This is a genomic window from Leifsonia sp. McL0627 (assembly GCF_058244615.1).
Genome location: NZ_JBZCGM010000003.1, coordinates 513,913 through 536,571 on the forward strand (window position 1 = coordinate 513,913; position 22,659 = coordinate 536,571).

The 22,659-nt window shown below is 69.6% G+C and carries 18 protein-coding genes and 1 tRNA gene; 13 read left to right on the forward strand and 6 right to left on the reverse strand.

Annotated features, from left to right (window positions below; translation table 11 throughout):
- Positions 1-30: 30 nt before the first annotated feature.
- On the forward strand, positions 31-1,659 hold the full coding sequence (locus tag AC37TH_RS10680; protein ID WP_490764334.1) for an acyl-CoA dehydrogenase family protein: 1,629 nt from the start codon (positions 31-33) through the stop codon (positions 1,657-1,659).
- A gap of 58 nt (positions 1,660-1,717) precedes the next feature.
- Here AC37TH_RS10680 and AC37TH_RS10685 read toward each other — a convergent pair whose 3' ends face one another.
- A complete protein-coding gene (locus AC37TH_RS10685; protein WP_490764335.1) occupies positions 1,718-4,213 on the reverse strand; it encodes a CDP-glycerol glycerophosphotransferase family protein in 2,496 nt (831 codons plus the stop codon).
- An 84-nt stretch (positions 4,214-4,297) separates the two neighbouring features.
- The gene (locus AC37TH_RS10690) at positions 4,298-4,801 is read right to left on the reverse strand and encodes a MarR family winged helix-turn-helix transcriptional regulator (RefSeq protein ID WP_490764336.1); all 504 of its coding nucleotides are present in this window, start codon (positions 4,799-4,801) and stop codon (positions 4,298-4,300) included.
- 88 nt (positions 4,802-4,889) lie between these two features.
- Here AC37TH_RS10690 and AC37TH_RS10695 point away from each other — a divergent pair.
- The 3 genes from AC37TH_RS10695 (at position 4,890) to AC37TH_RS10705 (ending at position 7,394) form a co-directional block, all read left to right on the forward strand.
- Positions 4,890-4,961: transfer RNA gene (locus tag AC37TH_RS10695), tRNA-Gln, on the forward strand.
- Positions 4,962-4,991: 30 nt separating this feature from the next.
- The gene (gene glmU, locus AC37TH_RS10700; RefSeq protein WP_490764337.1) at positions 4,992-6,416 is read left to right on the forward strand and encodes a bifunctional UDP-N-acetylglucosamine diphosphorylase/glucosamine-1-phosphate N-acetyltransferase GlmU; all 1,425 of its coding nucleotides are present in this window, start codon (positions 4,992-4,994) and stop codon (positions 6,414-6,416) included.
- Complete coding sequence (locus AC37TH_RS10705; protein ID WP_490764338.1) at positions 6,417-7,394, forward strand: ribose-phosphate diphosphokinase; 978 nt, start codon at positions 6,417-6,419, stop codon at positions 7,392-7,394.
- Between the two features lie 29 nt (positions 7,395-7,423).
- Here the strand turns inward: AC37TH_RS10705 and AC37TH_RS10710 are convergent, their stop codons facing one another.
- The 3 genes from AC37TH_RS10710 to AC37TH_RS10720 form a co-directional block, all read right to left on the reverse strand.
- A complete protein-coding gene (locus AC37TH_RS10710; RefSeq protein ID WP_490764339.1) occupies positions 7,424-7,774 on the reverse strand; it encodes a hypothetical protein in 351 nt (116 codons plus the stop codon).
- A 46-nt stretch (positions 7,775-7,820) separates the two neighbouring features.
- Complete coding sequence (gene gnd, locus AC37TH_RS10715) at positions 7,821-9,272, reverse strand: NADP-dependent phosphogluconate dehydrogenase (RefSeq protein ID WP_490764340.1); 1,452 nt, start codon at positions 9,270-9,272, stop codon at positions 7,821-7,823.
- Between the two features lie 187 nt (positions 9,273-9,459).
- Positions 9,460-10,119, reverse strand: a complete 660-nt coding sequence (locus AC37TH_RS10720; RefSeq protein WP_490764341.1) for a hypothetical protein — start codon at positions 10,117-10,119, stop codon at positions 9,460-9,462.
- Between the two features lie 278 nt (positions 10,120-10,397).
- On the opposite strand from AC37TH_RS10720, the gene AC37TH_RS10725 reads away from it, so the two are divergent.
- The 4 genes from AC37TH_RS10725 (at position 10,398) to mfd (ending at position 16,158) form a co-directional block, all read left to right on the forward strand.
- Positions 10,398-11,030 (forward strand): 50S ribosomal protein L25/general stress protein Ctc, encoded by a 633-nt coding sequence (locus AC37TH_RS10725; RefSeq protein ID WP_490764342.1) that lies wholly within the window; start codon positions 10,398-10,400, stop codon positions 11,028-11,030.
- Between the two features lie 8 nt (positions 11,031-11,038).
- Positions 11,039-11,620: an aminoacyl-tRNA hydrolase gene (gene pth, locus AC37TH_RS10730; protein WP_490764343.1), complete on the forward strand. Its 582-nt coding sequence runs from the start codon at positions 11,039-11,041 to the stop codon at positions 11,618-11,620.
- A gap of 141 nt (positions 11,621-11,761) precedes the next feature.
- On the forward strand, positions 11,762-12,463 hold the full coding sequence (locus tag AC37TH_RS10735; RefSeq protein WP_490764344.1) for an alpha/beta fold hydrolase: 702 nt from the start codon (positions 11,762-11,764) through the stop codon (positions 12,461-12,463).
- A gap of 77 nt (positions 12,464-12,540) precedes the next feature.
- Positions 12,541-16,158 carry a transcription-repair coupling factor gene (mfd, locus tag AC37TH_RS10740; protein ID WP_490764345.1) on the forward strand — a complete coding sequence of 1,206 codons (3,618 nt, stop codon included), beginning with the start codon at positions 12,541-12,543 and terminating at the stop codon, positions 16,156-16,158.
- 24 nt (positions 16,159-16,182) lie between these two features.
- Here the strand turns inward: mfd and nhaA are convergent, their stop codons facing one another.
- A complete protein-coding gene (gene nhaA / locus AC37TH_RS10745; protein ID WP_490764346.1) occupies positions 16,183-17,334 on the reverse strand; it encodes a Na+/H+ antiporter NhaA in 1,152 nt (383 codons plus the stop codon).
- A 196-nt stretch (positions 17,335-17,530) separates the two neighbouring features.
- Between nhaA and AC37TH_RS10750 the strand changes: the two genes are divergently transcribed.
- The 5 genes from AC37TH_RS10750 to AC37TH_RS10770 all read left to right on the forward strand — a co-directional run bounded on the left by AC37TH_RS10750 (position 17,531) and on the right by AC37TH_RS10770 (position 22,369).
- Positions 17,531-18,256: a nucleoside triphosphate pyrophosphohydrolase gene (locus AC37TH_RS10750; RefSeq protein WP_490764347.1), complete on the forward strand. Its 726-nt coding sequence runs from the start codon at positions 17,531-17,533 to the stop codon at positions 18,254-18,256.
- A gap of 81 nt (positions 18,257-18,337) precedes the next feature.
- Positions 18,338-19,396, forward strand: coding sequence for an iron-siderophore ABC transporter substrate-binding protein (locus AC37TH_RS10755; protein ID WP_490764348.1), 1,059 nt, complete (start codon positions 18,338-18,340; stop codon positions 19,394-19,396).
- Positions 19,397-19,404: 8 nt separating this feature from the next.
- Entirely contained in the window at positions 19,405-20,490 is a 1,086-nt protein-coding gene (locus AC37TH_RS10760) for a FecCD family ABC transporter permease (protein ID WP_490764349.1), read from the forward strand.
- On the forward strand, positions 20,487-21,560 hold the full coding sequence (locus AC37TH_RS10765; protein ID WP_490764350.1) for a FecCD family ABC transporter permease: 1,074 nt from the start codon (positions 20,487-20,489) through the stop codon (positions 21,558-21,560). The genes AC37TH_RS10760 and AC37TH_RS10765 overlap by 4 nt, the downstream gene beginning before the upstream one ends.
- Before the next feature lie 2 nt (positions 21,561-21,562).
- Positions 21,563-22,369 carry an ABC transporter ATP-binding protein gene (locus AC37TH_RS10770; RefSeq protein WP_490764351.1) on the forward strand — a complete coding sequence of 269 codons (807 nt, stop codon included), beginning with the start codon at positions 21,563-21,565 and terminating at the stop codon, positions 22,367-22,369.
- Positions 22,370-22,659 lie beyond the last annotated feature (290 nt).

Sequence of the window (22,659 nt, forward strand, 5' to 3'; positions counted from 1 at the left end):
GGGTGGCGGGTGCGCGGGTAGGCTCGCGGCATGGCAACGCACGCCGTCACCAACCAGCCGCCGCCGCGGGTTGACCTGGACGAGTTCGCCGCGAACGTCCCGCTCGTCGAGGCGGTGGAGCGCCACGACGCCGGATGGGCGACCGGCCGGCTCGCGGAGGTCGGCCGGCTGGTCGGGAGCGCACGGTTCCAGCACGACGCCGAGCGGGCGAACGTGCACGAACCCGTGCTGAACGCGTTCGACCGCTGGGGGAACCGCATCGACGAGGTCGAATACGACCCGTCGTACCACCGCATCCTCGGCGAGGCCGTCGCCGCTGGAGCGCACACGTCGGCGTGGGCGGAGCCCCGCCCCGGCGCGAACGTCGCGAGGGCGGCCGCGTTCCTGCTGTTCGCGCAGGTCGAGCCCGGCCACGCCTGCCCGGTGTCGATGACGCACGCGGCCGTTCCTGCGCTTGCCGCGTCCGACGCGCTGAGCGCGACCTGGCTGCCGCGTCTGCTCAGCCGCGAGTACGGTCCCGTGCTCGCAGCGGGGAAGCGCTCTGCCCTGTTCGGCATGGCGATGACCGAGAAGCAGGGCGGCTCCGATGTGCGCGCCAACACGACCACCGCCGTTCCGGAGGGGGAGGGTCGCCACCTGCTCACCGGCCACAAGTGGTTCTGCTCCGCGCCGATGTCGGATGCGTTCCTCGTGCTCGCGCAGACCGCCTCCGGGCTCAGCTGCTTCCTGGTGCCGCGGATGCTCGACGACGGATCGCGCAACGTCTTCGCCATCCAGCGGCTCAAGGACAAGCTCGGCAACCGCTCGAACGCGTCCAGCGAGGTCGAGTTCGACGGCACGGTCGGTCACCTGCTCGGCGAGGAGGGCCGCGGCGTCCGCACCATCCTGGAGATGGTGAACCGCACCCGCCTCGACTGCATCCTGGGCAGCGCGGCCGGGATGCGGCAGGCGGTCGCGGAGGCGTCCTGGCACGCCAGGCACCGGTCGGCGTTCGGCGCCCGCCTGATCGACCAGCCCGCCATGACCGCCGTGATCGCCGACCTCGCCCTGGAGTCGGAGGCGGCGACAGCGGTCGGGCTGCGGCTCGCTCGCGCCCACGACGAGGACGCGACGGACGTCGAGCGCGCGTTCCGGCGTCTCGCGACGGCAGTCACCAAATACTGGGTCTGCAAGCGCGGCCCCGGCCACGCGTACGAGGCGATGGAGTGCCTCGGTGGCAACGGGTTCACCGAGGCCTTCCCGCTGGCCCGCCGCTACCGGGAGCAGCCGGTGATGGCGATCTGGGAAGGCTCAGGCAACGTCATCGCCCTGGATGTGCTGCGCGCGATCCAGCGCGAACCGGAGTCGCTCGCTGCGTTCGACACCGAACTCGCCGCCGCCCGCGGCGTGCATCCGGTGTTCGACGCGCATCACGACGCGCTGCGTACGACAGTCGCCGGGCTGGCCGGCGGCGACCCTCGGGATGCGGAGGCCGCCGTCCGCCCGCTGGTCGCGTCGCTGGCGCTGGCCCTGCAGGCGTCGCTGCTGCTGCGGCACGCACCGGCTGCGGTGGGCGCAGCGTTCGTGGAAGCGCGCCTGGGCGACGCCCGCGGCGCACTCTACGGCGAGCTCCCGGCGTCGGTCCGGTCGGCGATCCCGGCGCTCGTCGCGCGCGCCTGACTCGCCCGACGCGCCTGACGCGCCTCACGCGCGTGACGCGCCTGACGCGCGCGCGCCGCTACTCGGCGCCGATCGCCGCGTAGAACTGCGTGACGGCCTTGCGGTTGTACGCCACGTAGTCGAACGCGCTCTCCGGCACCTCACCGTCAAGGAACGCGGCGAGGCCTGCCGCGACTCCAGCGTCCGACTGCGGCACGACCAGCCCGCTTCCCACCGGCAGCGCGTTCTTCGCCGACGCGAACTCCACCGTGACGATCGGCAGGCCGAGCACCAGCGCCTCCAGGATGACCATCGGCTGGCCCTCGTAGTCGCTCGACAGCACGAAGCAGTCGGCCGCCGCCATGATGGCGTGCGGGTTGCGCTGCATCCCGGTCAGGAACACGGCGTCGCCGAGTTCGAGGCTTTCGATGAGCGCAGACAGGTCGTCGAACAGGGGACCGGCGCCGACGATGATCAGCCGGGTGGCCGGATGCGTGGCGTGCACCTCGGCGAACGCCCGGATCAGCCGCGCTTGGTTCTTCTCCGGCGAGAGCCTGCCGACGTTGACGAACGTGGTCACATCGTCGGATCGTGCGAGCAGGGCGTTCGCCCACGGCGGGTTCTCGCCCGTCTCCTCGTCGAAGGCCAGTTCGTGCAGGTCGGCCTGCGCGTTCTCGAGGATGTGCTCGGCATCGACCGTGTTCAGCGCGAACGTGAACTTCTCCGGCGGCGCGAACTCCGAGAGGCCGTCCCGGTTGATGTCGGACAGGGTCGGCGACACCGAGACGAGATGGTCGTACTGCTCGTACAGGGTGAAGAGCTGGGTGAGGCTGTGCAGCATCTTCTTCTCGCCGCCGACCTCGCGGTGCGCATCAGACGCCAGGTCGTTGTGCAGCCAGATCGAGCGCTTCGCCGCGGGGGAGTGCAGCAGCAGCGTCGCCCAGAACGGCCCGTAGCCGGAGAAGTCGACCACGTAGTCGAACGCGCTGTCACCGAAGCACCGCGACCACTCGTCGTTCCACAGCCGGTTCTGCGACGGGATGTTCGAGTGCTCGGCGATGCGTCCGCGACGGAAGTCGAGGTGGCGGGCGAGGTGGCGCAGCTTGGCGCCGTTCATGCCTCCGACGCGCGGGAACTGACGGACCGCTGGGTGGATCTGCTTCTGTTTGGCGATCGTCGCCGCCGACCTGCTCTGCGAGAAGAACGCCGACACGTCATAGCGCTCGTGGTCGAGGTTGTTGAGCAGGTTGAGAGCGGACGTCGTGATGCCGTTGGGGCGCATCCCGCCGAGGTACAGCAGGATCTTGGTGCGCCCGTCGTCCTCGATCCCGGTGCGCAGGCGGTAGCCCTCCCTGACGCCGCGGAACACGATGTCGACGACGCGCTTCGACGCGGCGCCATCTTCGTACGGGGTGAACCGGCGCTGCGCCGCGAGGTAGCGATCGCGCCAGGCCTCTGGCACCGCATCCCCGTTCTCGGCGATGGCGGCGAGCTCGTCGCCCAGAGCGGCAGCGGTCAGATGCGAAGGCCCCGGCCACTCGTCCGGCTCGAAGTAGAGGCCGCGGGTGCCCACGTAGTCGGCGATGTCCGGCGTGAAGAACAGGATGGGGCGGCCGGTCTGCAGGAAGTCGAAGAAGATGCTGGAGTAGTCGGTGATGAGCGCGTCCGTCACGCCGAGAACGGCGTTGGTGGGGATCTCGTTCGGGACGAGCATCCGCTTCAGCTCCGGCCGGTGCCTGGCGAGCCGGTGGACGCTCTGGTGGGTCTTCAGCAGCACCGCGTACCTGCTGGTGTCGATGCCCTCCTCGATCGCGGCGATGTGCTGCAGGATGTCGTCGATGTCGTCGGTGGGCCGACCGAACGAAGCACCCTTCCAGGTGGGCGCGAAAAGCACCACCTTGCGGTCGCCGAGCGGGATTCCGGCGTCGACCAGCTGACGACGGACGGATGCGCGTCCAGCGTCGTCCAGGAACTGCCTGTCGATCCGCGGGTAGCCTTCCTCGACCAGCGTTCCCCGGTAGACACCGGTGAGCTTGTACCCGGTCTCGTACATCTGCTCGGTCATGAACGGGTTGGCGGAGAGCAGGTAGTCGGCCTGCACGAAGTTGCGGATGATGTTGGCCGTGCCGAGCGCGCCGTCTTCGATGTCGTATCCCATGCGCTTCAGCGGGGTGCCGTGCCAGGTGTTCAGATACACCTGGCCGTCGCGTTTGCCGAAGTCGAACGGGAAGGTCGCGTTGTTGACGAGATACTGGCTCGTGGCCAGAGCGCGGTAGTAGGCGGCGGAGCCGTACTTCACGAAGCTGACCCGGGGATTGCCGGCGAACTCGTCGACGGCCGCCTGGTACTGCCCGAGATCGGAGAGGGCCCAGATGTGGGTGAGGTGCGCGAGGTCGGGGGCGGCGAGGAGCTCGCGGAAGATCGCCTCGGGGTTGTCGAGCATCCCGTTGCCGGAGAAGGCCTCGTAGAAGACGGACCCGACGACGATCGGCTGCCGGCGCCAGTGCGCGTGGATCTCGAAACGGGCGGCGCGCTTGACCTTGGAGGGCAGGCGTTTCAGGCGGGAGAGTCTCATCGCCTCCGAGTTTATGAGAGCGGCATAACAGTCTGCTGAGAGCGGGCTGCTCCGGTTGGCCGCTACGACTCCGCTACGACGCCGCTACGACTCCTCGTCGAAGCCGAGCGACAGCTTGCGCAGCAGGGACGCGAGCCGTTCCTGCTCGGTGGGGGAGAGGCCGGCCAGCAGCTCGGACTCGGCGTCGACCAGGCGGGTGATCGCCGCATCCACCCTGATGAGGCCCTGTGCCGTCATCTGCACCAGGATGCCGCGGCCGTCGTTGGGGTCGGTGCGCCGCTCGACCAGCCCGCGGGAGACGAGCCGGTCGATGCGGTTCGTCATGGTGCCGCTGGAGACGAGGGTCTGCTGCAGCAGCGCCTTCGGGCTGAGCTGGTACGGGGTTCCGGCACGGCGGAGCGCGGCGAGCACGTCGAACTCCCACGATTCGAGGTCGGAGCGCTCGAACGCGGTGCGACGCGCCCTGTCGAGGTGCCGGGAGAGCCTGGCAACACGGGAGAGCACCTGTAGGGGGGAGAAGTCGAGGTCCGGGCGTTCGCGCAGCCAGGAGTCCACGATGCGGTCGACTTCGTCGCGTGCGTCAGCCATCCCCCCATGCTATTTCGTCGGGCGTGCGGCCGATGGTCTGGCAAACTGTGTTGTGCGCGTGGCGCGGTCTTCGACGGGCAGCGCGCGGTCCGCCTTGGTGTAATGGCAGCACGACAGCCTTTGGAGCTGTTAGGTCCAGGTTCGAGTCCTGGAGGCGGAGCGGAACCGATCGTCCGATCCCTGGAGTGATATGACCGACCAGAACCTTGCCATCGTCGTCCTCGCGGCCGGACAGGGCACGCGGATGAAGTCCGCCACCCCCAAGCTCCTGCACCCGCTCGCGGGCATGCCGATCGTGGGGCACGTGCTCGCGACGGCCAAGCAGCTGGATGCGGCACACGTCGTCTCTGTCGTCCGGTACGAGCGCGACCGCCTCGTCGAAGTGATCTCGGCGGATCTGCCGGAAAGTCTGATCGTCGACCAGGACGACGTGCCTGGCACCGGCCGCGCCGTCGAGCTGGCCGTCGCGGCTCTGCCCACCGACTTCGCCGGAGACGTGCTGGTCGTGAACGGCGACGTCCCTCTCCTCGATTCGGCCACGCTGCGCGAGCTGATCGAGAAGCACCGTGCAGGGGGCGCCGCCGCGACCATCCTGTCGTCGTTCCCCGCCGACGCCACCGGCTACGGCCGCATCGTCCGCACGGAGAGCGGTCACCTCGACCGCATCGTGGAGCACAAAGACGCCACGGACGCGGAGCGCGAGATCGGCGAGATCAACGCGGGCATCTACCTGTTCGGCCTGTCGCAGCTGCGTGATCAGCTCGCCGCGCTCACCACCGACAACGCGCAGGGCGAGAAATACCTGACCGACGTCATCGGGCTGCTGCGCACGGCGGGCTTCGACGTGGATGCACTGCCCGTCTCCGAGTCGTGGCTGGTCGAGGGCATCAACGACCGCGCCCAGCTCAGCGAGGCCGCGGCCAAGCTGAACGCCCTGATCGTGCGCACCTGGCAGCTCGCCGGGGTCACCGTCCAAGATCCTGCGACCACCTGGATCGACGTCAAGACGAGGCTCGCCCCGGACGTCACGATCCTCCCCGGCACGCAGCTCCGCGGCGCGACCGTGGTCGAGACCGGCGCCGTCGTCGGCCCTGACACCACGCTGCTCGACTGCGAGGTCGGCGAGAACGCCACGGTCAAGCGCACGGACGCGACGCTCGCCGTGATCGGCGCCGGAGCAACGGTCGGCCCGTTCGCCTACCTGCGCCCCGGCACGATCCTCGGAGCCGACGGCAAGATCGGCACCTTCGTCGAGACCAAGAACGCGGTCATCGGCGCCGGCACCAAGCTCGCCCACTTCAACTACGTCGGGGATGCGGAGGTCGGCGAGAAGTCGAACCTCGGCGCCGGCGTCATCACCGCCAACTACGACGGCGTGAACAAGCACCGCACCGAGATCGGCTCGCACGTTCGTGCCAGCACGAACACCGTGTTCGTCGCGCCCGTTAGGATGGGTGACGGAGCGTACACGGGAGCGGGAACCATCGTCCGCAAGGACATACCTGCTGGAGCGCTCGCCCTCACGGTGGCTCCGCAACGCAACATCGAAGGTTGGGTCGCACAGAAGCGGCCGGGCACCGAAGCCGCCACAGCTGCGGAAGAGAGCGGAGAGTAAGTGTCAGGGATCACCACCACCGGCCAGAAGCGACTTGTTCTGATTTCTGGACGGGCGCATCCCCGGCTGGCAGAAGAGATCGCGGAGTGCCTGGGCAGCGACCTCGTTCCCACCGACTCACGCACCTTCGCCAACGGCGAGATCTACGCGCGCTTCGATGAGAGCGTCCGCGGCTCGGACGCGTTCGTCATCCAGTCGCACACCTCACCGATCAACGAGTGGCTCATGGAGCAGTTGATCATGGTGGATGCGCTCAAGCGGGCCTCCGCCAAGCGCATCACCGTCGTCGCCCCCTTCTACCCGTACGCCCGTCAAGACAAGAAGGGCCGCGGCCGCGAGCCGATCTCCGCCCGCCTCGTCGCCGACCTGTTCAAGGCGGCCGGCGCCGACCGCATCATGTCGGTCGACCTGCACGCCGCGCAGATCCAGGGCTTCTTCGACGGCCCCGTCGACCACCTCTTCGCCATGCCGGTGCTGCTCGAGCACATGAAGCGCGAGCTCGACCCGGCCATCACGACCGTCGTCTCTCCCGACATGGGCCGCGTGCGCGTCGCCGACATCTGGAGCGACAAGCTCGGCGTCCCGCTCGCGATCATCCACAAGCGCCGCGACCCGCTCGTCCCCAACCAGGTCTCGGTCCACGAGATCGTCGGTGCGGTCGAGGGCCGCGTCTGCCTGCTCGTCGACGACCTGATCGACACCGGCCGCACCATCGTGAAAGCCGCGGAGGCTTTGAAGGCCGCCGGCGCGCTCGGCGTCGTCGTCGCCGCGACGCACGCGGTGTTCAGCGACCCGGCCGTCGAGCTCCTGCAGAGCGACGCGATCGACTCGGTCGTCGTCACCGACACGCTTCCGCTTCCGGAGCACAAGCGCTGGGACAAGCTCACCATCCTGCCGATCGCCCCGCTGCTCGCGAACGCGATCCAGCAGGTCTTCACGGACGGCTCCGTCACGTCGATGTTCGACGGGGCGGCGTAACGCCCGTCGCTCTCCCTCCGGGGCTCTCCCTACGGGAGCGCGTGCGGCGTCGACGGAATGAGCCCGAGGGGCGCCACGAACGTGGCGTCGCCCTCGGTGTTCAGCGCGTAGCACTGCCAGCCCGGCCCGGCCGGCGCGAACAGTTCGAAGCGCGCTGACGAGCCCTGCGCATCCGGTGCGTAGCGGGACACGTACACGGCGCAGGTCTGCGTCGCAGTGGTCGACGCGATGCTGATCGTCACGAGCACGCCCGGCAGCACGAGCGCGACGAGTCCGACGATCACGACGATGCGCGTCGCGATCATCGTCCGGCGCCCGCGCAGCGGCCGCTCGTCGTCCGGCTCGTACCCCACCAGCTCCGGATGCTCGTCAAAACTCACCCTCCGAGTCTCAGCCGAACGCGCCCATTCCGCAACCTCACCCGGGTTAGTGGCTGGAGCCCTCTGTCTCGATTTCGGTGCGGTCGGCGGACCAGAGGGTGTGGAAGGTGCCGTCTTTGTCGACGCGCTTGTAAGTGTGCGCGCCGAAGAAGTCGCGCTGTCCCTGCACGAGGGCGGCGGGGAGGCGGGTGACCGCGAGCGAGTCGTAGTAGCTGAGCGCGGCACCGAAGCCCGGAATCGGGACACCGGAGAGCGCTGCGGTCGCCACGACGCGGCGCCACGCGGCCTCGCCCTCGGCGACGGCGTCCGCGAAGTACGGCGCCTCCAGCAGCGTGGCGATGTCCGGGTTCTCGTCGTACGCGTCGGCGATGCGGTTGAGGAACTGGGCGCGGATGATGCAGCCGCCGCGCCAGATCTTTGCGATCTTGTCCTTGTTGATCGTCCAGCCGTACTTCTCGGCGCCGGCGATGATCGCGTCGAAGCCCTGCGCGTATGCGACGACCTTGGAGGCGTACAGCGCCTTGGACACGTCGTCCGCGAACGACGCTTCCACCGGCTGCACCTCTGGGCGACTCTTCACCACGGCCTGCACCGCTGCGCGCTGGGCGGGCTTGGACGACACGGCGCGGGCGAACACGGCCTCGGCGATGCCGCCGACCGGGATGCCGAGGTCGAGTGCGTTCTGCACGGTCCACACGCCGGTGCCCTTGGACCCTGCCTGGTCGAGGACGATGTCGACGAACGGCTTGCCGGTGTCCGCATCCACCTGGCGGAGCACCTCGGCGGTGATCTCGATGAGGTACGACTTGAGGTAGCCCTTGTTCCACTCGCTGAACACGTCGGCGATCGCGGCGGGCTCCAGGCCGCCGACGGTGCGCAACAGGTCGTACGCCTCGGCGATGAGCTGCATGTCCGCGTATTCGATGCCGTTGTGGATCATCTTCACGAAGTGGCCCGCACCGTCGGTGCCGACGTGCGTCACGCACGGCTCGCCTTCGGCGACCGCGGCGATGGAGGCGAGGATCGGCCCGAGGGTCTTGTACGACTCCTCCGACCCGCCCGGCATGATCGACGGGCCCTTGAGCGCGCCCTCCTCGCCGCCGGAGATCCCCGTGCCGACGAAGTGGATGCCGCTGGGGGAGATGCGCTTCTCCCGCTCGATGGTGTCCTGGAAGTTCGCGTTGCCGCCGTCGACGATGATGTCGCCGGGCTCGAACCGCTCCACGAGCTGGTCGATGACCGCGTCGGTGCCCTTCCCGGCCTGCACCATGATGATCGCGGTGCGCGGCTTCGACAGCGACGCCACGAAGTCGTCGATGCTCTCCGAGGAGACGAATCCGGCTTCGGGATGCTCGGTGATCAGTTCGTCGGTGCGGGAGTACGTGCGGTTGAACACGGCGACCGTGTTCCCCTCACGCGAGGCCAGGTTGCGGGCCAGATTCGAGCCCATCACAGCCAGGCCGACGACGCCGATGTTGGCTGATGCTTCGTGAGACACAGAACGCTCCTTCGTGTGCGGCGGACGGTGCGCCGGCGTAGAGGTGTAGAGGGGACGCGAGATCGCGTGCGGGCCGAGACGTCCAGATCCGGACCGGAGGCCAACTTTCGCGCTCCGACCCCGCTGTTTGCGTGCGTCGAGCAGACGTCCCCAGCCTACCAAGCCATCGAGCCCAAGGTTCTTCCCGCTATGAGTTGCAGATGGACGATGGAACGCGGTCGTCGCCGCCGACCCAGAGTTCGGTGACGAAGCCGTTGGCGTTGACGACGAAGTCGACGAAGCGGCCGCTGCCGTCGCCGAGGGCGTACGCGCGCTGGCCCCCGGACACGCTGTTGCTGCGTTCCAGCCCCGGATACGCCTGCTTCAGCGCATCCAGCGTCGAGCCGAGACCGATCCCCGCGCTGGTCGTCGGGGTCGGCGTCACGGGCTGGTCGAGGCCGGACGCGTCGACCGCCTGGATGCGCACGGTCGACGTCGCCCGCCCCGTGCCGGCGACGGTGGACACGGCGATGCGCGTTCCGGACGGCGCCGCATCGGTCGGCTGCGTCTCGAGCCGGTAGCCGAAGCAGCCGTCCTGATCGAACGTGTTCTGGAAGCCGGGGATGGCTGCAGTCTGCGCGGTGACGTCGCCGCCGATCGTGAGCGGCCCTGTTCCCGCCCAGGTGACCAGCCAGCCCGAGAGGTCGGCGGGGTCGACCGGGTGGGCGGACGGCGTGTTCTTCGGGGCGGGGCGCGTCGGCGATGCGGCGGCCGGCGACGTCGTCGGATCGTCGGACGACGTGCATCCGCCGAGGGCGGCGAGCGCGACGGCCGCGGCCGCCACGGCGACCGCTGTCAGTCCGTTCACACGCATCCTGTGCCCCCTTCGACCCGATCGCAGATCATCAATATTGCATACGGTGGTCGTGCGCCGCCACCAGTGCCGGGATCGGCTAGACTTGGCGATTGAACTTCGGCGAGGGATGCACGCGGTCACGCGCGCAGTCCGTAATCGACGCGGTGGAGCAGGGCTTCGCAGTCTTTCCTCACACGTCTTTCATCAGATCGATGCGTTCGAGTCGAACACAACCAGACACTGCGAGCAGCGCTCGCCCGACAGCCGGCACGGCCGGCAAGGAGACAATCATGGCTGACGAGTCCAACAAGGTCGTTACCGAGGCACGCGAGAGCTTCGGCAAGGGCGCCGCCCGCAAGATCCGCGCAGCGGGCAAGATCCCCGCCGTCGTCTACGGTCACGGCACCGACCCCATCCACGTGACGGTCCCGGCCCACCAGGTCGGCCTGCTGCTCCGCAAGGCGAACGCGGTCCTCGACCTCGACATCGCGGGCAAGAGCCAGCTCGTCCTCGTGAAGGACGTCCAGAAGGACCCCGTGCTCCAGATCATCGAGCACCTCGACCTCATCGTCATCCGCCAGGGCGAGAAGGTCTCCGTCGAGGTCCCCGTGCACGTCGAGGGCGAGCCGTTCTCCGGCACCATCGCGGTGCTCGACATCCCGACCCTGCGCCTCGAGGTCGAAGCGACCCACATCCCGGAGCGCATCGTCCTCGATGTCACCGGTGCAGAAGAGGGCACCCAGTACCACGCGAAGGACTTCGTCCTTCCTGCGGGCGCCGCTCTGGCCGAGGACGAGGACCTCCTCATCCTCAGCGTCATCGTCCCCGCCGCGTCGCGCGCCGACGAAGAGGCCGACGCCGCCGTGGCCGAGGCCGCTGCCGCTGAGTCTGCTGCCGCTGCTGCCGAGTCGGCCGCCGAGTAACACTCTCGATGGAATCACCCTGGCTCGTGGTCGGGCTCGGTAACCCCGGGCCCGGCTACGCCGCCACGCGTCACAACGTGGGGCAGATGGTGCTCGACGAGCTCGCGGAGCGCGGTCGTCTCACCTTCAAGTCCCACAAGACGAACGCCACGGTCGCCGAGGGGCGCATCGCCCCCGGCGGGCCGCGGTTCATCCTGGCCAAGCCGAACACGTTCATGAACGTCTCCGGCGGGCCTGTCGCGCAGTTGCTGCGCTTCTACTCGCTCGAACCGTCGCAGCTGATCGTCGTGCAGGACGAGCTCGACATCCCATTCGACACCCTCAAGCTCAAGTTCGGCGGAGGTCACGGCGGGCACAACGGCGTCCGCGACGTCATGTCCGCCATCGGGACGGGCGACTTCGCCAGGGTGCGTGTCGGCGTCGGTCGCCCACCCGGTTCGTCCGGCGCTGCCGATCACGTCCTCAAGGGCTTCAGCAGCACCGAACGCAAGACGCTCCCGAATCTCGTCGCCGACGCGGCGGATGCGGTTGAGCAGATCGCCGCGGAGGGCATGACGGCTGCCCAGTTGCGGTTCCACACCGCGCGGTGAAGGCCGTCGGCTCGTCCACCTGACGCCGGCGCCCGGCCGTGAGACCTGCGGCGAGACCTCACGGCCAGCGTCCAGCATCCACCTGTTGCGCACCCAGCGCATCCCGATGCCATCCGCAGGCTGGGCTCGTATGGTTCGGTCATGAAACTGTTCACGCGCGAGTGGGGCACCGGAGACCGGTACGCCGTCCTGGTGCACGGCGCGATGTCGGACTCGCGCAACTGGCGTCGCGTCGGGCCGGCCCTCGCCGAGCGGGGATACCACGTGATCGCCGTCGACCTGCGCGGCCACGGCCGGAGCCCTCGCGCCATCGAGTACACCGCCGAGCTGCTGGCCCGGGATGTGGTCGAGACGGTCCCCGCGCATCCCGAGCTGGTCATCGGGCACTCGCTCGGTGGGCTCACCGTCAGCCTCGCGGTCGAAGAGCTGCAGCCGCAGCGCGTGGTCTACGTCGACCCGGCGTTCGGGCCGAACGTCCCGTGGTGGCAGCGCAAACTGGCGCCGGCGTTCTTCCGCACCCTCGCGAACGCGAACGCCGAGCGCATCGCCAAACGCAACCCGCGCTGGGATCCGCTCGACGTGGCCATCGAGTTCGAGACGATGCGCGCGTTCGACCACGCCGTCGTCCCCGTGCTGGTCGGGCGCGGCTCGCTGCGTGCGCCGGTGACGATGGAGGTGCCGTCGCTGGTGATCCTCGCCGGGCGCTCCCAGCTGGTCAGTCCGCGCGTGGCGGAGCGGCTGGGCGAGGCAGGGTTCGTCGTGCGGTCGGTGCCGGGAGCCGGGCACACTGTCCACCGCGACGACCACGCCGGGTTCATGCACGCCCTCGACGGCTGGCTGTGACGCGCTGGCTGTGATCCTGCTGGGCCGTTCCGCGCATCCGGCACCGAGTGTCGGTGGGAGTCCGTAGACTAACGCGAGTGATACTGCAGGGCTTGATCGCAGCGCTTTCGCGCGCCTCCACGTTCGATGACGCCCTGGCCTCCGCGGCCCGTGACGCCGACTTCTCGCTCACCGATGGGCTGCGCGCGCCACTGCTCGCCGGGCTGCTGCAACGCAGAGCGGCCGCGGGCGCATCGCAGGCGCTGCTCGTGATCACCGCGACCGGACGCGAGTCCGAGTCGATCCGCGGCGCTCTCGGCTGCGTGATCCCGAACGCCGAGATCGTCGAGTTCCCCGCGTGGGAAACCCTCCCGCACGAGCGTCTGAGCCCGAGCGCCGAGATCGTCGGCAAACGCCTCACTGCCCTGCGCCGCCTGGCCGACTGGGATGCGGGCGACAAGTCCACGCCGCTGGTCCTGGTCGCATCGGTGCGCGCGGCGCTGCAGCCGCTCGCCGACAACCTCACCGACTACGCGGCGGTCGACCTCACGACGGGCGGCCGCGGCTTCGACCTGTCTGCGCTCGCGGTGCGGCTGGTCGACCTGGCGTACGCCCGCGTCGACATGGTCACCCGGCGCGGCGAGTTCGCCGTGCGAGGCGGCATCCTCGACGTCTTCCCTCCGAACGGCGACCACCCGTACCGCGTCGACTTCTTCGGCGACGAGGTCGACCAGATCCGCGCGTTCTCGGTGGCCGATCAGCGGTCGCTGCCCGACCCCATCCCGTCGGTGTCGCTGCCGCCGAGCCGCGAACTGCTGCTGAGCGAGTCCGTGCGGCAGCGGGCGCGCGAGATGGAGCACGAGTTCCCGAGCATGTCGGCGATGCTCGCCAAAATCGGCGAGGGCATCCCGGTCGAGGGCATGGAGTCGCTGGCGCCCGCGCTGGTCGACCGGCTCGTGCCGCTGACCCACTACTTGCCGGATGGCGCAGCCGTCGCCGTGCTCTCGCCCGAGCGCGTCGCGAGCCGCGCGGTGAGCCTGGCGGAGACGAACCGCGAGTTCCTGTCGGCGGCGTGGAGCGCGGCGACGGTCGGCGCCGCCGCACCGATCGACCTCGCGGCCGGCGACTTCCTCACGCTGCAGCAGCTCCGCGACTCCGTCACGTTCAGCAAGCCGGGGGAGAAAGCCCCGAACCACCCCTGGTGGACGATGAGCGGCTTCCAGGCAGACGAGGTGCTTCCGGAGGACCGCGAGATCGAGGAGCACCTGCAGCAGCGCATCGCCGCGGAGGCGGTGCCGAGCTTCCAGGGCAATGTCACCGGAGCGATCGAGCACATCGGCGCGCGGCTCAAAGACGGCTGGAGCGTCGCGATCGTCGCCGAGGGCGCCGGGCTGGTGGAGCGTGCGGCCGACGTGCTCTCCGAGGCCGAGCTGCCCGCCCGCCACGTCGAGGAATTTCCCGCAGAGCCGGAACCGGGCATCGCCTACCTGCTGCGGGCCACGGTCGAGCACGGCTTCGAGCTGGGCGAGACCAAGCTGGCGCTGTTCAGTGAGGGCGAGTTCTACGGGCGCACGGTCGGCTACGACTCGCGCCAGGTCAAGAAGCTCGCGACCAAGCGCAAGAACGTCGTCGATCCGCTGGCGCTCAAGCCGGGCGACTACGTCGTGCACCAGACCCACGGCATCGGCAAGTTCGTGGAGCTGACCCAGCGCGAGGTGTCGAGCGGCGGCCGCAACGCGGTCAAGTCCAAGCGCGAATACCTGCTGCTGGAGTACGCGCCGTCGAAGCGTGGATACCCGGGAGACAAGCTCTACGTGCCGACCGACCAGCTGGATCTGCTCACCCGGTATGTGGGCGGGGAGGCTCCGGCGCTCAGCAAGATGGGCGGAAGCGACTGGTCGGCGGCGAAGGGCCGCGCCCGCAAGGCTGTCCGCGACATCGCGGTCGAGCTGGTCAAGCTGTACTCGGCGCGCATGGCGAGCAAGGGCCACGCGTTCGGGCCGGACACGCCCTGGCAGCGCGAGCTGGAGGAGGCGTTCCCGTTCGCGGAGACGCACGACCAGCTGCAGACCATCGACGAGGTGAAGGCCGACATGGAGCGGCCCATCCCGATGGACAGGCTCATCTCCGGCGACGTCGGCTTCGGCAAGACCGAGATCGCGATCCGTGCGGCGTTCAAGGCGGTGCAGGACGGCAAGCAGGTCGTGATGCTCGTGCCGACCACCCTGCTCGTGAAGCAGCACTTCGAGACGTTCCAGGAGCGCTTCGCCGGGTTCCCCATCCACTTGCGGGCGCTCAGCCGGTTCCAGACCGACAAGGAGGCGAAGGAGACGATCGACGGCATGGCCGACGGCACCGTGGATGTGGTCATCGGCACCCACCGGCTCCTCTCCGACAACATCGTGCTCAAAGACCTGGGCCTCGTGGTCATCGACGAGGAGCAGCGGTTCGGCGTCGAGCACAAGGACGCGCTGAAGAAGCTGAAGACCAACGTCGACATCCTCGCCATGAGCGCCACGCCCATCCCGCGCACGCTGGAGATGGCGGTGACGGGCATCCGGGAGATGTCGACGCTCGCCACCCCTCCGGAAGACCGGCACCCCATCCTGACCTTCGTCGGGCCGTACTCGGACAAGCAGGTGGCCGCGGCCATCCGGCGCGAGCTGTTGCGCGAGGGTCAGGTGTTCTTCGTGCACAACCGTGTCGGGAGCATCACGGCGCAGGCGGCGAAACTCGCCGAGCTGGTGCCGGAGGCGCGCATCGCCGTCGCGCACGGCAAGATGAACGAGCGCGCGCTGGAGCAGGTCGTCGTCGACTTCTGGGAACGCAAGTTCGACGTGCTGGTGTCGACCACCATCATCGAGACCGGACTCGACATCGCGAACGCGAACACGATCATCATCGACAGGGCAGACAAATACGGCCTCAGCCAGCTGCACCAGCTGCGCGGGCGCGTCGGCCGTGGCCGCGAGCGCGCGTACGCGTACTTCCTCTGGGACGAGAACAAGCCGCTCAGCGAGACGGCGCACGACCGCCTCTCCACCATCGCGGCCAACAACGACCTCGGCAGCGGCATGCAGGTGGCGCTCAAAGACCTGGAGATCCGCGGGGCGGGCAACCTGCTCGGCGGCGAGCAGTCCGGTCACATCGCCGGTGTCGGATTCGACCTCTACCTCCGGATGATCGGCGAGGCCGTCAGCACGTTCCGCGGCGAGGTCGCGGAAGGGCAGACCGAGCTGCGGCTGGAGCTCCCGGTGGATGCGCACATCCCGGAAGACTACGTCGACAGCGAGCGGCTGCGCCTGGAGGCCTACCAGAAGCTGTCCACGGCGAGCTCGCCGGCGGCGAAGGACGACCAGATCGACCTCGTGATCGAGGAGCTGACCGACCGCTACGGAGAGCCGCCGCTCGCCGTCAGCAACCTGATCGCGGTGTCCCGGCTGCGGCGCGCCGCTCAGCGGGCCGGTCTCGGCGAGGTGGTCGCGATGGGCTCCAATCTGCGGTTGGCGCCGGCGATCCTGCCGGACTCGCTGCAGGTGCGTTTGCAGCGGATGTACCCGGGGGCGAAGTACCACGCGGCGCCGAAGGTGGTCACTGTCCCGATGCCGCGCGTGAACGGCGAGCCGCTCGACGACGCCGACCTGATCGGCTGGGTCGCGACGCTCCTCGGCGCGCTGTTCCCCGTGCCGGACCCGGTCGCGGCGCCCTCCGCGTAGGCCGTGCATCCCGAGTGGTGCGGCCTAGCGGGACGGGTGCGGGTGCTGCGCGCGGTAGCGGCGCGCGAGCAGCGTGACGCAGATGCCTGCGCCGACGATGGAGACGGCGGAGCCGAGGAGGACGGCGAGCGTTCCTTCGGAGCGGACGAGGTCGCTTCCCGCGAAGGCGAGCTCGTTCATCAGCAGCGAGACAGTGAACCCGATGCCGCCGAGGACGCCGATCGTCACAAGGCCGAACAGCGGGATCTTCGCCCGGTCGGCCTTGCTGCGGGTGAACGAGCCCAGCCAGCCGCCGAGCGTGATGCCGATCACCTTGCCGACCGGCAGCGCGACCAGGATGCCCCAGAAAGACGGCTGCAGCTGCGCGGGCGACACCTGCGGGATCGCGACCAGCGCCGCCGAGAACGCGAACAGCGGCAGGATGAGCCCGTTCGACCACGGCTCAAGCACGTGCGTGACCCGTCCGGCCGGGCGACGCGCCATCACCAAGCCGAGCGCGACGCCGGCGATGGTGGCGTGCACGCCGGAGTCCCAGACCAGCCACCAGGCCAGGCACGCCACCAGTACCATCAGCACGCCGATCGGCAGGCGCATCCGGCCTTTCAGTAGTCGGCTGAGGAGCCCGAACGCGGCGACGGCGACGGCCGCCAGCACCAGCTCCAGGATGTTCGGGTCGGTGGTGAAGAACACCGCGATGATGATGATGGCGATCAGGTCGTCGAGCACGGCGAGCGCCAGCAGGAACACCCGCAGCCGGTTCGGCAGCCCGCGGCCGAACACCGCGAGGACGCCGAGCGCGAAGGCGATGTCCGTGGCCGTCGGGATGGGCCAGCCCTCTTCGAGCCCGCTGCCCGCGGTGAACGCCAGGTAGACCAGGGCGGGCACGATCACTCCGGCGACAGCCGCGATCGCGGGATGCACAGCCTTCTTCACGCTGTTCAGCTCGCCGGCGACCAGCTCGTGCTTGAGCTCCACCGCGACGATGAAGAAGAACACCGCGAGCAGGCCGTCGCTGATCCAGTGCCCGACGCTCATCGTGACGCCACCGAAGCCGATCTTCGTGTGCTGAAGATCGAGGATGGCGGGGCCGACGGCGGTGTTCGCCAGCAGCAGGCCCAGCGCCGCGGCTCCGAGGAGGAGTCCGGCGGCGGTGCGCTCGGATCGGATGATGCTCATAGGGTCTCGCCCATCTCGCGACGTCGTGAACGCGCGGCCGGATGCGGGAGCGGCGCGTTCGCACCACCCGCCGACCAGACTTCCCGGCACACCAGTCACCCACTCTACCGGGGAGGCAGGCGCCGCACAGCGATGGATGAGGGAGGATGGGGGAGGGCAGGAAGTCGCCCGCCCGCGATCGAGGAAGGCGTCCACGATGACCGATCTGAGCTTCTCATCCGCTCCGGCGTCGGAGCAGCCGACCAGACTGGATGAACTGGTCGCCGTGATGGAGCGCCTCCGGGGTCCTGGTGGATGCCCGTGGGACGCCGACCAGACGCACGAGTCGCTCGTTCAGTACCTGATCGAGGAGACTTACGAACTGGTCGAGGCCATCGAGACCGGCAACAGGGACGACCTGATCGAAGAGCTCGGCGACGTGCTCTACCAGGTGCTGTTCCACGCCGACATCGCGGCGCACACCCCTGGCGAGGATTTCGACATCCAGGATGTGGCCGCGCAGATGACCGCGAAGATGGTCGGTCGCCACCCGCACGTGTTCGGCGACAGGAAGGCGGAGACCGCCGACGACGTCGTCGAGTTCTGGGACGACCTCAAGAAGCGGGAGAAGCCGTCGCGCACCAGCGTCCTCGACGGCATCCCGCAGGCGATGCCGTCGCTGGCGCTCGCCGACAAGCTGCTCGGCCGCGCCGAGAAGGTGGGGCTGCTCGATCTGCGCGAAGCCGGTGGGGTGCAGGTGGACTCGGAGGACGAGCTCGGCCCGCTGCTGCTGGCCATCGTCGCGTCCGCCAAGGCGCAAGGCCTGGATGCGGAGCGCGCCCTCCGCTCGACCCTCCGCGACCTGCAGGACGAGATCCGCGCCCACGAGGCGGACGCCGCCGACGCCGGCATCATCGGCCTCCCCACCGCCTCCGCCGACTGACCCCGCGGCTCCGAAGCGATTGGCGGGGGAGAGGCGGTTAGGTTAGGCTTGCCTAAACCCACCTCGTCTCGAAGGAGAACCATGCTCGAGTCCGTCCCGCGCGGCCACCGCCGGTCCCGTATCGCCCTGATCGCTTCGGCGATCGTCGCGTCAGCTGCGCTCGTCCTCACCGGCTGCAGCGCAGGATCGTCCGGCAGTGAGAGCAGCGCGAGCAGCGACTCCAGCGCCTTCCCTGTGACCATCAAGAGCGCCCTCGGCTCCGTCACGATCGACAAGAAGCCGGAGCGCGTCGCGGTCTGGGGCTGGGGTGCGGCCGACGTCGCCCTCGCGCTCGGGGTCGTCCCGGTCGCCATGCCGAAGATGACCTACGGCGGCAACAAAGACGGCGTGCTGCCGTGGGTCGCCGACAAGCTCACCGAGCTCAAGGCCAAGACGCCGCAGCTGATCGCCGGCGTCGACACCGGCGAGGTCCCGTTCGAGGAGTACGTCAAGGCCAAGCCGGACGTCATCCTCGCCCCGCTCTCGGGCCTCACGCAGACCGAGTACGACACGCTCAGCAAGATCGCGCCGGTCGTCGCATATCCGAAGGTTCCGTGGGGCACCAGCTGGCAAGACCAGACCGACATTGTCGGCAAGGCGCTCGGCCTCTCCGCCGAGGCCACCGCGCTGAAGACGAAGACCCAGGACAATGTCGCAGCGCTCGCCGCGAAGTACCCGGTGCTGAAGGGCAAGACCTTCGTCTACGCCGCCGCCAACGAGCCCGGCATGATCAACGTCTACAAGGCCACCGACTCGCGGGTCCTGCTGCTCAACGAGCTCGGCCTGAAGAACTCGCCGAGCATCGACGCCCTCGACGCCAAGAAGGACGCGGGCAGCTTCTTCTTCCAGGTCAGCAACGAGAACCTCTCCAAGATCGACACCGACCTGCTGGTGATGTACTTCGACAAGCAGTCGTCCGTCGACGCCTTCAAAGCCGACCCGCTGGCCGCGGCGATGCCCACCATCTCCGAGGGCCGGTTCGCCCCGATCGTCGGCGAGTCGTTCGTCATGGCGTCCAGCGCACCCAGCGTGCTGAGCATCCCGTGGATGCTCGACCGCTACGTCCCCGAGCTGGCGGCCGCGGCCGAGAAGGTCAAGTAGCCCGGCAAATGACCACGAGCGTCAACGCGGCGACGAGCGGGCGGGGGAGCGTGCCCCCGGGGAGGAAATCCCAGGGGAGCGCATCCACTGCCCGCCGTCGGCGTCGGCTCACCATCGGATTCGGGGTGGCCGTCGTCGCCCTGCTGGTGGTGTGCATCCTGAGCCTGATGCTCGGCTCGAACCCGCTCGACCCTGCCGCGGTGTTCCACGCGCTGCTGCACTACGACCGCACGGATCAGGCCTCCCTGATCGTTGTGGACAGCCGCCTGCCGCGCACACTGCTCGGACTGTCGGCCGGGCTCGCGCTCGGTCTCGCCGGGACCGTGATGCAGGGGCTTTCGCGCAACCCGCTCGCCGACCCGGGGATCCTCGGCGTCAACTTCGGCGCATCCCTCGCCGTCGTCATCGCCATCTCCGTGTTCGGCGTGACGTCGGCGGGAGGGTACGTCTGGTTCGCGTTCGCGGGAGCCGCCGTCGCCTCGGTCGTCGTCTACGCGGTCGCGTCGGTCGGTCGAGAGGGGGCGACCCCGATCAAGCTCGCGCTCGCCGGGGCGGCCGTCTCCGCAGCGCTCGGATCGCTGATCACCGCGGTACTGCTCACCAGCAGGGTGTCGCTCGATGCGCTGCGGTTCTGGCAGGTCGGCTCGCTCGCCGGCCGCAACTTCGGCGTGTTCTGGCAGGTGCTGCCCACCATCGTGCTCGGCGCGATCGTCGCGCTCGCGCTCGGCCGCGCGCTGAACGGCCTGGCGCTCGGCGACGACGTGGCCCGCGGCCTCGGGCAGAAGGTCGGGCTGTCCCGGGTGTTCGCCGCCGTCGCGGTCGTGCTGCTCTGTGGCTCGGCGACGGCGGCTGTCGGGCCGATCGCGTTCGTCGGCCTGGTGATCCCGCACGTCGCCCGCCGGGTGGTCGGCGCGGATTACCGGTGGATCCTCGCGTTCTCGGCGGTGATCGCTCCGATCATGCTGATCGCCTGTGACGTGATCGGCCGCTTGGTGGCGTGGCCGGGGGAACTGCAGGTGGGCGTCGTCACGGCGTTCGTCGGAGCGCCCGTGTTCATCGCCCTCGTTCGCCGACGCAAGCTGGTGAGCCTGTGACCCCGGATGCGCCGGGCGGCACGACCGGAACCGTGCTGCAGAAGGCGGGTCGCGCCTCCACCGCCGACCGGCGCTCCCGCGCCTCCAGGGTCGTGACGGTGTCCGTGGCGCTCGCGGTGCTCATCCTGCTGGTCTCCGCCGTGTCGCTGAGCCTCGGCGCCGCGGCCGTTGCGCCGGGCGACATCCTGGCGGCGCTGGTGGGCCGGGCGGACAGGCTCACCCAGTTCGTGATCCTGGACCTGCGTCTGCCGCGCCTGCTGGCTGCCGTGCTGGTCGGCGGCTGCCTCGGGCTCTCCGGCGCGCTCATCCAGTCGATCGCCCGCAACCCGCTCGCCAGCCCGGACATCATCGGTATCACGGCGAGCGCGAGCGCGACGGGCTCGATCGCCCTGGTCTGGTTCGGGCTCACCGGGCTCGCGCTGTCCGGTGTCGTGGTCGCCGGGACGCTGATCGCTGCGCTTTTCATCTATCTGCTCGCCTGGCGCGGCGGGATCAGCGGCTACCGGTTCGTGCTGATCGGGATCGGCTTCGCGGCCGTGGCGGGCGGAATCGTGTCGTACGTGCTCACGACCGCCGCCCTCACCGATGTGCAGGAGGCGCTGGTCTGGCTCACCGGCAGTATCAACAGCGTCGACCCGGTCGCGCTCGCCGTGCTCGGTGTGAGCGCGGTGGTGCTCGTGCCCTGCGCCCTGCTGCTCAGCCGTCCTCTCGCGGCGCTGGGTCTCGGCGACGACACGGCGGCCGCCATCGGCGTGCGCGTCGAGCGGACCCGCCTGCTCGTGGTGCTCGTCGGCGTGGCCCTCGCGGCGGTCGCGGTGTCGGTGGGCGGCCCGATCGCGTTCGTGGCGTTCCTGGCGGCGCCCATCGCGCGGCGGCTCGTCGGGCACGGCTCGCTGGCGCTCGTCCCGTCCGCCCTCGTCGGCGCGCTCGTGCTCGTCGTCTCCGACATCGTCGCCCAGTTCGCGGTGCCGGATGTCGCGTTCCCTGTCGGCGTCGTCACCGGCGTCGTCGGCGCCCCCTACCTGCTCTGGCTGCTGACCAGGACCAACCGAACCGGCCGCGGAGGCTGACCATGACCGACTCCCACGAACTCGCCGCGCGCGACCTCACCCTCGCCTACGAGGGCAGGGTCGTCGTCGACGGACTCACCCTGGAGGTGCCGCCCGGCACGGTGACCGCCATCGTCGGCCCGAATGCGTGCGGCAAGTCCACGCTGCTGCGCGGGCTGTCCCGGCTGCTCGCCCCCGCATCCGGAGCGGTGCTGCTGGACGGCACGGACATCCACTCGCTGCCGACCAAGCAGGTGGCGACGAGACTCGGACTGCTGCCGCAGACGCCGACCGCCCCGGATGGGATCACCGTCGCCGACCTCGTCGGCCGCGGGCGGTACCCGCACCAGGGCTGGTTCCGCCGGTGGACGGCGGAAGATGACGAGGCCGTGGCCTCCGCAATGGTGTCGACCGGCGTCGCCGACCTCGCCGAGCGCGCCATCGACGAGCTGTCCGGCGGGCAGCGCCAGCGGGTGTGGATCGCGATGGCGCTCGCCCAGCAGACCGACATCCTGCTCCTCGACGAGCCGACGACGTTCCTCGACATCAGCCACCAGATCGACGTGCTCGACCTGCTGCTCGACCTCAACGCCGCCCGCGGGACGACGGTGGTGATGGTGCTGCACGACCTCAACCTGGCCGCGCGCTACGCCGACCACCTCATCGCGATGCGCGAGGGCGCGATCGTGGCGGCGGGGGCGCCGGGCGACGTCGTGACGGCAGAGCTGGTGCGTGACGTGTTCGGGGTGGAGTCGGTGATCGCATCCGACCCGGTGACGGGGACGCCGCTCGTCGTGCCGCTCGGACGGCACCACCGGCTGGGGGAGTAGCCGCGCATCCGGTGGCTGGGTTCACGCCCCGGCGACCGGCAGCGCGCCCGCTAGGCGATGTCAGCCCACCATTCGGGTGAGAGGCCCGCAGCTTTCGCGGTCGACTCTCCTGGATGGCTGACGGGCGCGTTGTCGGTCTTGTGTCTGACAGCGAGCATCTATCCGTGGTCGGACGGATGCGACTCATGTCAGGTCCAGCGGGACACCACCGAAACCGCAGGGCACGGCCATCAGGGTGGCAACGCCCCGATTCTACGCGCAGCCCCCGTCCCCAAGCCATCGAGCCGGGA

What these genes read in the sequence shown, in the direction of transcription:
- AC37TH_RS10680 (WP_490764334.1), top strand. Translation starts at nt 31, where the DNA reads ATGGCAACGCACGCCGTCACCAACCAGCCGCCGCCGCGGGTTGACCTG.
- AC37TH_RS10685 (WP_490764335.1), bottom strand. Translation starts at nt 4,213, where the DNA reads ATGAGACTCTCCCGCCTGAAACGCCTGCCCTCCAAGGTCAAGCGCGCC.
- AC37TH_RS10690 (WP_490764336.1), bottom strand. Translation starts at nt 4,801, where the DNA reads ATGGCTGACGCACGCGACGAAGTCGACCGCATCGTGGACTCCTGGCTG.
- glmU (WP_490764337.1), top strand. Translation starts at nt 4,992, where the DNA reads ATGACCGACCAGAACCTTGCCATCGTCGTCCTCGCGGCCGGACAGGGC.
- AC37TH_RS10725 (WP_490764342.1), top strand. Translation starts at nt 10,398, where the DNA reads ATGGCTGACGAGTCCAACAAGGTCGTTACCGAGGCACGCGAGAGCTTC.
- pth (WP_490764343.1), top strand. Translation starts at nt 11,039, where the DNA reads ATGGAATCACCCTGGCTCGTGGTCGGGCTCGGTAACCCCGGGCCCGGC.
- AC37TH_RS10735 (WP_490764344.1), top strand. Translation starts at nt 11,762, where the DNA reads ATGAAACTGTTCACGCGCGAGTGGGGCACCGGAGACCGGTACGCCGTC.
- nhaA (WP_490764346.1), bottom strand. Translation starts at nt 17,334, where the DNA reads ATGAGCATCATCCGATCCGAGCGCACCGCCGCCGGACTCCTCCTCGGA.
- AC37TH_RS10750 (WP_490764347.1), top strand. Translation starts at nt 17,531, where the DNA reads ATGACCGATCTGAGCTTCTCATCCGCTCCGGCGTCGGAGCAGCCGACC.
- AC37TH_RS10755 (WP_490764348.1), top strand. Translation starts at nt 18,338, where the DNA reads ATGCTCGAGTCCGTCCCGCGCGGCCACCGCCGGTCCCGTATCGCCCTG.
- AC37TH_RS10760 (WP_490764349.1), top strand. Translation starts at nt 19,405, where the DNA reads ATGACCACGAGCGTCAACGCGGCGACGAGCGGGCGGGGGAGCGTGCCC.
- AC37TH_RS10770 (WP_490764351.1), top strand. Translation starts at nt 21,563, where the DNA reads ATGACCGACTCCCACGAACTCGCCGCGCGCGACCTCACCCTCGCCTAC.